The organism is Ferrovibrio sp. (assembly GCF_025869515.1).
Taxonomy (GTDB): Bacteria; Pseudomonadota; Alphaproteobacteria; order Ferrovibrionales; family Ferrovibrionaceae; genus Ferrovibrio.
In genome coordinates, this window is the sequence record NZ_JAOZVR010000037.1 from 1 (window position 1) to 11,680 (window position 11,680).

General features: G+C 64.0%; 8 protein-coding genes and 1 pseudogene. 4 read left to right on the plus strand and 5 right to left on the minus strand.

The genetic code is table 11. From position 1 onward, the window contains the following. The 3 genes and pseudogenes from OJJ21_RS05045 to asnB all read right to left on the minus strand — a co-directional run. A pseudogene (locus OJJ21_RS05045) lies at positions 1-528 on the minus strand (electron transfer flavoprotein subunit alpha/FixB family protein); the annotation flags it as partial. A gap of 1 nt (position 529) precedes the next feature. Continuing rightward, positions 530-1,279 carry an electron transfer flavoprotein subunit beta/FixA family protein gene (locus OJJ21_RS05050; RefSeq protein WP_297683792.1) on the minus strand — a complete coding sequence of 250 codons (750 nt, stop codon included), beginning with the start codon at positions 1,277-1,279 and terminating at the stop codon, positions 530-532. Between the two features lie 238 nt (positions 1,280-1,517). Next, positions 1,518-3,461 carry an asparagine synthase (glutamine-hydrolyzing) gene (gene asnB / locus OJJ21_RS05055; protein WP_297683778.1) on the minus strand — a complete coding sequence of 648 codons (1,944 nt, stop codon included), beginning with the start codon at positions 3,459-3,461 and terminating at the stop codon, positions 1,518-1,520. Between the two features lie 184 nt (positions 3,462-3,645). Here asnB and OJJ21_RS05060 point away from each other — a divergent pair, with 184 nt between their 5' ends. Further along, positions 3,646-4,194, plus strand: a complete 549-nt coding sequence (locus OJJ21_RS05060; RefSeq protein WP_297683780.1) for a helix-turn-helix domain-containing protein — start codon at positions 3,646-3,648, stop codon at positions 4,192-4,194. 36 nt (positions 4,195-4,230) lie between these two features. On the opposite strand, the gene mazF is transcribed toward OJJ21_RS05060, so the two are convergent. Together mazF and OJJ21_RS05070 are read right to left on the minus strand one after the other, a co-directional pair. Further along, positions 4,231-4,563 (minus strand): endoribonuclease MazF, encoded by a 333-nt coding sequence (mazF, locus tag OJJ21_RS05065; RefSeq protein ID WP_297683782.1) that lies wholly within the window; start codon positions 4,561-4,563, stop codon positions 4,231-4,233. Then, positions 4,564-4,812: an AbrB/MazE/SpoVT family DNA-binding domain-containing protein gene (locus OJJ21_RS05070; RefSeq protein WP_297683784.1), complete on the minus strand. Its 249-nt coding sequence runs from the start codon at positions 4,810-4,812 to the stop codon at positions 4,564-4,566. Between the two features lie 122 nt (positions 4,813-4,934). Here OJJ21_RS05070 and OJJ21_RS05075 point away from each other — a divergent pair, with 122 nt between their 5' ends. The 3 genes from OJJ21_RS05075 to OJJ21_RS05085 all read left to right on the plus strand — a co-directional run. Then, complete coding sequence (locus OJJ21_RS05075; protein ID WP_297683786.1) at positions 4,935-5,843, plus strand: hypothetical protein; 909 nt, start codon at positions 4,935-4,937, stop codon at positions 5,841-5,843. A 151-nt stretch (positions 5,844-5,994) separates the two neighbouring features. Continuing rightward, on the plus strand, positions 5,995-8,601 hold the full coding sequence (gene clpB, locus OJJ21_RS05080) for an ATP-dependent chaperone ClpB (protein ID WP_297683788.1): 2,607 nt from the start codon (positions 5,995-5,997) through the stop codon (positions 8,599-8,601). A gap of 165 nt (positions 8,602-8,766) precedes the next feature. Beyond that, positions 8,767-11,680 (plus strand): FG-GAP-like repeat-containing protein (locus OJJ21_RS05085; protein ID WP_297683790.1); only part of this gene is annotated, 2,914 nt, incomplete at its 3' end.

Sequence of the window (11,680 nt, forward strand, 5' to 3'; positions counted from 1 at the left end):
CGACAGGCCCGGATCGCTGGCGGCCGGCGCGGTCTCGACAGCGGCGGAGCCGCCTTCGGCGGCGGCAGCGGCAAAACCGGTGGTGCGCACGGTGATCACCTTGATCGCATCGCTCGACTGCACGGTGGCCATGGCGTTGCCGGCATAGATCGGCCGCACGAAGGTATCAGCAGACTTCACTTCGACGATGCCGGAAATCTGCATCACGTCGAGCAATGCTGCCACGCGCGGCATCACGTTCTTGCCCGATGTGGTCTCCGGCGCCACGATGGCGCCATAGCCCTTGCCCAGGCCGGCGATCAGCACGCCCAGGGCTTCGGCCAGGCCATGGCCATACTGCGCGGCATCGACATGGATCACCTTGGCGACGCCGGCGACTTTGGCGGCGGCGGCGGCGGCGGCACCGGCATTCTCGCCGGCGACCAGCACATGCACATCGGCGTCGATGGCTTTCGCGGCGGTCACCGCATTGAGCGTCGCGCCCTTCAGCGAGGCGTTATCGTGTTCGGCGATTACGAGGACGCTCATCTCAGATCACTCCCGCTTCGGTCTTCAGCTTCTGCACCAGGGTGGCAACGTCCGGCACCTTGATGCCGGCCTTGCGCTTGGGCGGCTCTTCCACCGACAGCGTCTTCAGCCGGGGCGCGATATCGACGCCGAAATCCTCGGGCATCTTCTCGTCGATCGGCTTCTTCTTCGCCTTCATGATATTGGGCAGGCTGGCATAGCGCGGCTCGTTCAGGCGCAGGTCGGTGGTCACCACCGCCGGCAGCTTGAGCTCGACCGTCTCCAGGCCGCCGTCGACTTCGCGCACCACGGTCGCCTTGCCGTCGGCAATGGCCGCCTTGTTGGCAAAGGTGCCCTGGGCCCAGTTCATCAATGCGGCCAGCATCTGGCCGGTCTGGTTGCTGTCGTCGTCGATCGCCTGCTTGCCGACGATCACCAGCTGCGGCTGTTCGGCTTCGGCGATCTTGGCGAGGATCTTGGCCACCGCCAGCGGCTGCACTTCGGCGTCGGTCTTCACCAGGATGCCGCGGTCGGCGCCCATGGCCAGCGCGGTGCGGATGGTTTCCTGCGCCTGGGCCGGGCCGATCGAGACGGCGATCACTTCGGTGGCCACGCCGGCCTCTTTCAGCCGCACGGCCTCTTCGACGGCGATTTCGTCGAAGGGATTCATCGACATCTTGACGTTGGCGAGATCGACACCCGTCTTGTCCGCCTTGACGCGGATTTTGACGTTGTAGTCCACCACGCGCTTGACCGCGACCAGAACCTTCATGGACATGCAACCCTGATTGTTAGCAATAAGCGGCGAGAAACGGATTTTGGCGGCCCAAATGGCCAAGACCACGCTTGGGCGCCAGCTTTTTCGCGCTGCACACTATAACCCGCCCTGAGGGCTGTCAACGAACCGACATGCCGCCGCCGCGCCTTCGGCATCGCACATAAGTGTCTCTGCCGTTGGGGAAATTCGCCCAATACAGGTAACGGAGCGCGACCGGGATGCGGCGCCGTGTTCAGGGCACTGAAACGCCGCGCCAGCGCGCCCGCCAGGCCTGGAACATCAGCACGGTCCACAGCGCATGCTGCCAGTTGCGCCGGCCGCCCAGATGCTCCTGCCAGCGCTGCCGCACCGGGGCCGGATCGATCAGCCCGTCGGCTTTCAGCGCCGCTTCCGACAGCAGCGTCTCGGCCCAGTCGCGCAACGGCCCGCGCAGCCAGTCGCCCACCGGCATGCCGAAGCCGGTCTTGGGCCGCTCCACCATCGCGCGCGGCACATATTTATAGAGCACCTGGCGCAGCAGCCGCTTGCCCTGGCCGCCCTGCAGCAGCCGGTCGGGCGGCAGGGTCCAGGCATATTCGACCACGCGGTGATCGAGCAGCGGCACGCGCGCTTCCAGGGCCACCGCCATGCTGGCGCGGTCCACCTTGGTCAGGATGTCGTCGGGCAGATAGGTGGTCATGTCGCGATAGCGCAGCCGCGCCACGGTTTCCGGCAGGTCATGCGCCAGCGTGGTGTCATGCGGCAGGCGCGGCCCGGCGCCGGCCACCAGGCTTTCGCCGTCCCATTGCGACACCAGCGCATCGTACATCGCATCCGGATCGGCCTGGCCCAGGATCGCCGCGCCCTTGTGGATCTTGTCGCCGAGGAATTTCGGCTTGTGGCGGGCCGGCACCGGGCTCAGCAGCGCATCCCAGGCATCGGGCGACAGCAGCCCCAGCATGCCGGCGCCGATGCGCCGCGCCGCCAGCGGCACGCCGCCGACGCCGTTCCACACCCGGTCGATGCCGAGATAGCGCACATAGCCGGCGAAGATTTCGTCGCCGCCGTCGCCCGACAGCGACACGGTGACCTGCTCGCGCGCCAGTTTCGAGACGAGGTAGGTGGGAATCTGCGAGCTGTCGGAAAACGGCTCGTCATACATGAAGGGCAGGTCGGGGATCACGTCGCGCGCATGGGCGGGATCGATCACCAGCTCGGTATGGTCGGTGCCCAGATGCTGCGCCACCGCGCGGGCATGGCCGGCCTCGTTGAAAGCCTCGTCCTGGAAGCCGATGGAAAAGGTCTTCACCGGCTGGCCCGACTGCGCCTGCATCAGCGCCACGACGGTCGATGAGTCTATGCCCCCGGACAGAAAAGCGCCCAGCGGCACATCGGCGATCATGCGCCGCTTCACCGCATCCTTCAGCAGCACATGCAGCGTCTCCAGCTGCTCGGCCTCGCTGCGGTTGTCGCGGTGGCGCACGCCGTCGCGGGCGATCTGGCGCAGGTCCCAGAAGCGGCTCAGCGTCTCCCGGCCGTCGGCTTCGATGCGCAGGATGTGCCCGGGTTCCAGCTTGTGCACGCCGGCATGGATCGAGCGCGGCGCCGGCACATAGCCGTAGCGCAGGTATCCGGCCAGGGCTGCGCGGTCCAGCTGCGGCGCCCAGCCCGGATAGGCGGTCAGTGCCTTCAGCTCCGAGCCGAACAGCACGGCCGGACCTTCCTCGGTATTCTGCTTGGTCCAGTACAGCGGCTTGATGCCGAGCCGGTCGCGCACCAGCCACAGCACGCGGTCGCGCCGGTCCCACAGGGCGAAGGCGAACATGCCGATGAAGCGCGTGATGGCTTTTTCCACGCCCCAGGCCACGCAGGCCTCCAGCAGCACCTCGGTATCCGAGGTGCCGCGGAAATTCACGCCGGGCAGGTCATGCGCCACATCGGCGGCATTGAAAATCTCGCCGTTGTAGCAGATCACGAAGCGTTCGTTGGCGCTCGACATCGGCTGCGCCCCGGTCGGCGTCAGGTCGACGATGGCCAGCCGCCGGTGGCCCAGCGCCAGGCCGGCGCCCGCATCGGTCCAGGATGTCGCCGCATCCGGGCCGCGATAGGCGATGGCATCGGTCATCGCCGTGATCCGGCCGGTCAGCCGCTCGGCCGGGGTGTCGCGCCAGGTCAGGATACCGGCAATGCCGCACATGAAGGACTATCCGGGTTGGGCCCGTTCGGGCTGCAAAGGCTGTTCTGTGTTTAGGCGAGGCCGGCGGCGAGGTAAAGCGATCACTCGGCATCGGCGGATTCGTCGAAAATCCTTGTTTTCTCAGTAATAATTTCCTAAAAACTATAGATGAGCATGATTTAGATAAACAGTTTCGGGAATCGGTATGCCGGCCAGGAAAGAACATTTCGATTTCGAGGAACATATGCTGGCGGGGGAAATCCTGCGCAAAGCCGAAGGTGACATCGTGCTGCTCGCCATGGCGGCGCATGACGCCTATGGCAAGGGCATGTTCGACAAGATCATGAAACTGGCCAGGGCCGCGACCGAGATCCGCACCGCGCTCGACAGCCGGGTCAGTGCCGAACATCCGCGCTCGGTCGATATCGTCAACGGCGTGCGGCTGATGAACATCTATTTCGGCGCGCGCGCGGATGTGCCGATCCGCGATGTGCAGGGCTCGCCGCACCAGTTCCGTTCGGAATTCCGCCGCCGCGCCGGCCTGGCGGAGCTCGGCCCCGAAGAAAGAAAAGCCGGCCGGCCGCGCGCGCTGGATGCCGCGCGCATGGCCGAGGCGCGCAAGCTGCTGGCGCAGCCCAACCGTACGATCGAAGGCGTGGCGGCCGAACTCGGCATCGCCGCCAGTACGCTCTATCGCTACGTGCCGGGCGGCCGCTTCGCGGTGCTGAGCGATGCTGCGGCAGAGCGGGAGTGATCGTTTCGTACCGTTGGCGTAAACTGGGCGAAGCCTTCAGATCAGCCCGCGCGCCAACGTGCGGACCCTATTCAGTTCGGCCGGTTCCACGCGGCGGATGAATGCCGCACCGCGGGTACGCCAGTCCACACATCGGATTTGGTCGACGATGGCAAATGACGTCCTGCCGCCGCCGGAGATGGGGACGAGAAAAGCCCAGTTCTTATTCTGGCTGGTCAGTGGACAGCAAATCATTTGCCCGACTCGGTTATACGCCGAAGGCGATAAAACCAGGGCCGGACGATGGCCGCTTTGTTCGGTGCCCACTCGCGGGTTGAAGTCGAGCCAGACCAGATGCCCTCGCTCTGGAATGTAAGCGTCCTCCGCCATTCACCAGACCTCGCTGCCAACCGGCGGACCGAAATCGACAAGTTCGGGCTTTTCGTTGGGGTCGAGCTGGGCGCAGATCGCCTCGATGTCGATCTCTTCCGGCTCGATCTCGACCGGCTCGATCACGATACGGCCATGCTCTTCCCTGATTTCGACCTGCTGATCCAGCTTCAGGCCGGAGGCTTCCAGAATAGCGGTCGGCAGGCGCACGGCCGCGCTGTTGCCCCATTGCTTGACGGTGATCCGCATTGCTCTCTCCAGCCGTGGATTGTGTCTACATTGTAGATACACTCCAGACGGCAGTGTATTGACATTTATTCCTGTATACACTATTTGTTCTATATCCGTCAAGAGAGAGACTGGAGGCAGTTGTGTCCGATCCCGTCGCCATTGCTGGCCAACCCATCCCCGTGCCCACCTCGCCCCGGCGCATCCCCTGGCGCGACATCGCCCGCCGGCTCGCCGCCGGGGCCCAGCCGGCCGCCATTGCCGCCGATCTCGGCCTGCAGGAGGACCGCATCTGGCGCCATCTGCGCCGCAGCCTGCGTTTCCGCTTCTATCTGCAGCAGGCGCTGGACCGCCAGCGCCTGCTGGCCGGGCTGCAGCTGGCCGCCGCCGCGCCCGGCGCCCTGGTCAGCCGCGGCCTGCAGCCCGACAGCCTGGATGGCGACGGGCTGCGCCTGCTCAGCGAGGCCGGCCGGCCCGACGGCGGCGACATGGCCCGGCAGGTCGAACAGCTCGGCGCCACCGGCGATCCGCCGCCCAACATGGCCTGGCGGGCCCGGCTGGCGGTCGAAAAGCGCGGCATGGACCTGCAGGCCGCCGAAGCCAGCGGTTTCGTCGCCGGCCTGGAAGCCGGCATCGCCAAAGCCGCACGCATGGCGCCGGCGCCTGCCGCTGCCGTGACGGCGGCAGCCAGCCCGCCGCGACCTGACCCGGCCCCCGCCGGACCCCGTTCGGTATCGAACGGGACGCCTTCGGCACCCGACGGGACGCATTCGGCATCGAATGGGACGCTTTCGACACCCGACGGGACTCATTCGGCATCCAACGGGACGCAATCGGCATCGAACGGACCTGACCCGGCCGTCCGCGACCCGCAGCGCAGCGCGGCCATGGGCGAGGCGCGACCGGTTTCGCCGCGTCCACGGCCGGCCATGCCCCACCCGGCCGAGCCGCCGCGCGCCATCGTGGATATAGATGGCCCCGACCGGGCGCGGCTTGCCGCCACCGGCGCCCTGCAGCGGCCGGCCCTGCCCGATCATGCCGAAGACGGCTGATTGACCGCGATCAAGGCGAAATTCACCCGTTTGCCCTCTTGTAGGTACAGGACCGCTTCCCACATCTCTGCAATGAGAAGCGGGGCCCACCCGCAGCCTGCCGCCAGCCGGGGGCTGCATCCGAAAACGGGCCGCCAACAGGAGCTTGAACATGGATTTCGAGAAATACACCGAGCGTGCGCGTGGCTTTCTGCAGGCCGCCCAGACCATGGCGCTGGCCCGCGGGCATCAGCGGTTTTCGCCCGAGCATCTGCTGAAAGTCCTGATCGACGATCCGGAAGGCATGGCGGCGGGCCTGATCCGGGCCGCCGGCGGCCAGCCCGATATCGCCAAGGCGAAGAACGAAGACGCGCTGGCGAAAATGCCCAAGGTCGAGGGCGGCGGTGCCGGCCAGCTCTATCTGGCGCCCGAGATGGCGCGCCTGTTCGAGGCCGCCGAGAAGATGCGCGAAAAGGCCGGCGACAGTTTCGTCGCCGCCGAGCGCCTGCTGCAGGCGATTGCGCTGCAGGCCGGCACGCCGGCCGCCGATGCGCTGAAAGCCGCCGGTGTCACGCCGCAATCGCTGGAAAAAGCCATCCAGGACATGCGTAAAGGTAGAAAGGCCGATTCGGCTTCGGCCGAACAGGCCTATGACGCGCTGAAGAAATACGCCCGCGACCTCACCGAGGCGGCCGAACAGGGCAAGCTCGATCCGGTGATCGGCCGCGACGAGGAAATCCGCCGCACCATCCAGGTGCTGTCGCGCCGCACCAAGAACAATCCCGTGCTGATCGGCGAACCCGGCGTCGGCAAGACCGCCATCGTCGAGGGCCTGGCGCTGCGCATCACCAAGGGCGACGTGCCGGAAAGCCTGAAGCAGAAGCGCCTGATGGCGCTCGATCTCGGCGCCATGATCGCCGGCGCGAAATTCCGCGGCGAATTCGAGGAGCGGCTGAAGGCCGTGCTGGCCGAGGTCACCTCGGCCGATGGCCAGATCATCCTGTTCATCGACGAGCTGCACACCCTGGTCGGTGCGGGTAAAGCAGATGGCGCCATGGATGCCTCCAACCTGCTCAAGCCCGCGCTGGCGCGCGGCGAGCTGCATTGCGTCGGCGCCACCACGCTGGATGAATACCGCAAGTATATCGAGAAGGATGCAGCATTAGCGCGGCGCTTCCAGTCGGTCTTCGTCGGCGAGCCGACGGTGGAAGACACCATCTCGATCCTGCGCGGCCTGAAAGAGAAGTATGAGGTGCATCACGGCGTGCGCATCACCGACAGCGCCATTGTCGCCGCCGCCACGCTGTCGAACCGCTATATCACCGACCGTTTCCTGCCCGACAAGGCCATCGACCTGATCGATGAATCGGCGGCGCGGCTCCGCATGGAAGTCGATTCCAAGCCCGAAGCGGTGGATGAACTCGACCGCCGCATCATGCAGCTCAAGATCGAGCGCGAGGCGCTGAAAAAGGAAACCGATCCGGCCTCCAAGGATCGCCTCGGCAAGCTGGAAAAGGAACTGGCCGATCTGGAAGAGCAGTCGCAGACGCTGACCGCCGCCTGGCAGGGCGAGAAGGACAAGCTCGGCGATGCCCAGAAGCTGAAGGAACAGCTCGATGCCGCGCGGCTGGATCTCGAACAGGCGCAGCGCAAGTCGGACTGGAACCGCGCCTCTGAACTCTCCTACGGCGTGATCCCCGATCTGGAGCGCAAGCTGCAGGACGCCGAGAAGAGCGGCAGCCCCGGTGACAAGAAAGCCATCGTCCGCGAAGCCGTCACCGAAAGCGACATCGCCGGCGTGGTGTCGCGCTGGACCGGCATCCCGGTCGACAAGATGCTGTCGGGCGAGCGCGAGAAGCTGCTGAAGATGGAAACCAAGCTGGGCACCCGCGTGGTGGGCCAGGACGAGGCGCTGGTGGCGGTGGCCAATGCGGTGCGCCGCGCCCGCGCCGGCCTGCAGGACCCGAACCGGCCGATTGGCAGCTTCCTGTTCCTCGGCCCCACCGGTGTGGGCAAGACCGAGCTGACCAAGGCGCTGGCCGAATTCCTGTTCGACGACGACAGTGCCCTGCTGCGCATGGACATGTCGGAATACATGGAAAAGCATTCGGTCAGCCGCCTGATCGGCGCGCCCCCGGGCTATGTCGGCTATGACGAGGGCGGGGCGCTCACCGAAGCGGTGCGCCGTCGCCCCTATCAGGTGATCCTGTTCGACGAAGTCGAAAAGGCGCATCCCGATGTGTTCAACGTGCTGCTGCAGGTGCTGGACGACGGACGCCTCACCGACGGCCAGGGCCGCACGGTGGACTTCAAGAACACCGTGATCATCCTGACCTCCAATCTGGGCAGCGAATATCTGGCCCGGGCGGAAGGCGACCAGATCGACGAGGCGACGCGGCACCAGGTGATGGAAGTGGTGCGCGCCAGCTTCCGGCCGGAATTCCTCAACCGGCTCGATGAAGTGATCCTGTTCCGTCGCCTGAGCCGCGAGAACATGACCGGCATCGTCGATATCCAGCTGATGCGGCTGCGCAAGCTGCTGGCCGATCGCAAGATCGAGATCAGGCTGGACGAGGCGGCGAAGAAATGGCTCGCCGATGCCGGTTACGATCCGGTCTATGGCGCGCGGCCGCTCAAGCGGGTGATCCAGCGCTCGCTGCAGAACCCGCTGGCCAGCCTGATCCTCGAAGGCGCGATTGCCGATGGAACGACGGTGACGGTGAGTGCCGGACCGCAGGGCCTCACCATTCTCGGCCGCCTGGTCGAGGCGGCGGAGTAAACATAAGACGATCAAGAGGCCGCCTATAAGGCGGCCTCTTTTTGGCGTGACGATTCGAATTTTATATTAAAGCGTGAAGTTTATTTGAACTCTATATTCTTTCGGTTGCAGAGAATCGCAACGCTCTGCTACCAGTTTTAAAAGCAAAGTCATTAGGGGGAAGTCATGTCGAATCAAAACCCGAATGCCGTCAATAACGGCGGGTCCGTCTTTGCGACAGTGGCTCTTTCTTCCATCTCAGTGCGCGCAGTTAGCGGCGCGCGTGCCGTCGCCAAGCTGTCGGTGGGCGATTTGAATGGTGACGGTGTGGCCGACCTAGCGCTTGGCGTTTCGGCGTCTTCGCCGCTGGTCGCCGAGCATGGCGTGATTTTCGGCCAAGCCAACTCACTGACCACACAGCTTAATGGCGGCAACTTCACGACGACGACCAGCCCTAGCATCTTCAAGTTTGCCAGCCACACAGGCGTGGTCAGTTTCAGCTTTTCCGATATCGACCACGACGGCGACAGCGACCTGCTGCATTTTCAGGATTTCGGCTGGAGCCCGAGCGGCACAGTCAACGCACCTATCAAGATCGCTGTGATGGAGGGTGACGCGACACCCGACAGCACCACTGACCAGACACTGCTGCCCAACCAAGGCTATTATGGCGTTTCTCTGGTCACCGCAGACTTCAACGGCGACGGCTATGCCGACCTGTTTTCCGGTTCCATCGTTAGCGACTTCAATAGCGGCCCGGCAGTGACAGCAACGACGGCGTCGCTTGCGGGTTACCTCGGGGGTTCGGGTGGGCTCGCGACGGCCCCCAGTCTCTCGGGTTACACGGGGATAACGCCCACACACGGCGGTAGCAGGCAGGCGCATACGCTGGCTCTGGGCGCAGTGGATCTGAATGGCGACGGCTATGACGATATCGTCACCAATGTCACCAACCAGGCCCAGGGCGTTATTGGCAATGCCAAAATCACCTTCGGTAATTCGGCGGGGACATTCGAGCAGAATCTGTCCAGCAACACCGGCGGCCTGCTGCTGCAGAATTTTTCCTTCGCCGGCGGCAACCAGACGTATCGCAATATCGCGTCGGGCGGCGATGTGAATGGTGATGGTCTGGCTGACATGGCAGGCTGGAGTGGCGGTCACAGGGATATTCTCGACCCCGGCACCGGCAGCTTCGTGCTGTTCGGCAATACCTCTTATGCCAGCGGCGGCAGCGTGGATATCTCCGCTCTCAATGGCACCAACGGGATCAAACTGACCGGCGTGTCGTCCGGCATCAACTCGATGGCGTTAGGCGATCTCAACGGCGATGGCATCGGCGACATCGTGGTCGGCAGCAAGAATACCGGCTCAGGCGCCGGCAAACTCTGGGTGGTCTGGGGCAAGGACGGCAGCTTCTCATCCGGCAGCATCGATCTGTCGGTCGACAACCCGGCGTTGTTCACCAACCTGACCGGTGCGGCATCTCAAGGTATCGGCACCGCGTTGACCATCGCCGATATGGATGGCGATGGTAGGAACGACCTGGTGGTGGGCGCAGAGGACGGCACCGTCGATATCGTGTCGGGTGAGCATTTTCAGGACATGTTGATCACGCCGCTGAAATGCTACAGCACTTTCGAGGACAGACCGCTGACGCTCTCGACGGCCATGCTTCTGAGCAACGACAGCGATCCCGACAGCGATCCCCTCACTATCCAGTCGGTGCAGGGGGCGGTCGGTGGCACGGTCGACTTCGACCTTGACGGCAACATCGTCTTCACGCCGACCGCCAACTACAACGGTCCGGCCAGTTTCACCTACACCATCTCGGATGGCAACGGCGGCGCGGATACCGCTACCGTCAATCTCACTGTCAAGTCAGATGAAATGGCATTGGCATCCGTCGGGGTACGTGCCGCCAGCAACGCGCGAGGAGTTGCCAAACTGTCTGCCGGGGATTTCAATGGCGACGGCGCGACGGACTTGGCGCTGGGTGTCTCCGCATCTTCGCCGCTGGTTTCAGAGCATGGTGTGATTCTTGGCCAAGCCAGTTCACTCGCCACCCAGCTGAACGGGGGTAATTTCACCACAACAACTTCGCCGAGCGTCATTAAATTCGCCAGTCACACCGGTGTAGTTAACTTTGAATTTGCTGATATCGACTTAGATGGCGATAGAGATTTGTTACGTTTCGAGGATTTCGGCTGGAGTCCGAGTGGTACAGTCAATGCACCGATTAAGATCGCGGTCATGGAGGGTGACGCAACGCCAGACAACGCCACGGACCAGATGCTACTACCCAGTCGTGGGTACTACGGCGCTGGAATTGTAACCGGAGATTTCAATGGCGATGGCCATCTCGATGTGTTCACAGGATCAATCGTCAGCGATTTTAACGGAGGGGGGGCTGTCTCAACCACCACGCCTATTGTCGCTGGTTTCCTGGGGAGCAGTGGTGGTCTGTCCACAAGCCCGACAATTAGTGCCTATGCCGGTTTGACCCCAGTTGGCGTAGCCAGCAAATCCATGCATGGAATTGTTGCCGGCGCGTTGGACATAAATGGCGACGGCTATGATGATATCGTCACGACGATGGGCGGAGGCAATGACGGGCAGACGAATTACGGCCCAACCAAAATCACCTTCGGAAATTCGGCTGGCACGTTTGAGCAGAATCTGTCCAGCAATACTGGTGGCTTACTCCTGCAGAACTTCACCTTCTCGGGTGGCGATAATATTTACCGCAACATAACTAGTGGCGGCGATGTAAATGGAGATGGCGTCGCCGATATGGCTGGTTGGAGCGGCGGTCATCTGGACATTCTGAATCCTGGCACCGGCAGCTTCGTGCTCTTCGGCAACACGAGCTACGCGGCCGGCAGCAGTGTCGATATCGCGACACTCAACGGCTCCAATGGTGTCAAGCTGACCGGCGTGACGTCTGGCATCAACAGCATGGCGCTGGGCGATCTCAACGGCGACGGGCTGGCTGACATCGTGGTCGGCAGCAAGGGCGCCGACTCTGGCGCCGGCAAGCTGTGGGTGGTGTGGGGCAAGGACGGCGGCTTCTCGTCGGGCAGCATCGATCTGTCGGCGGAGG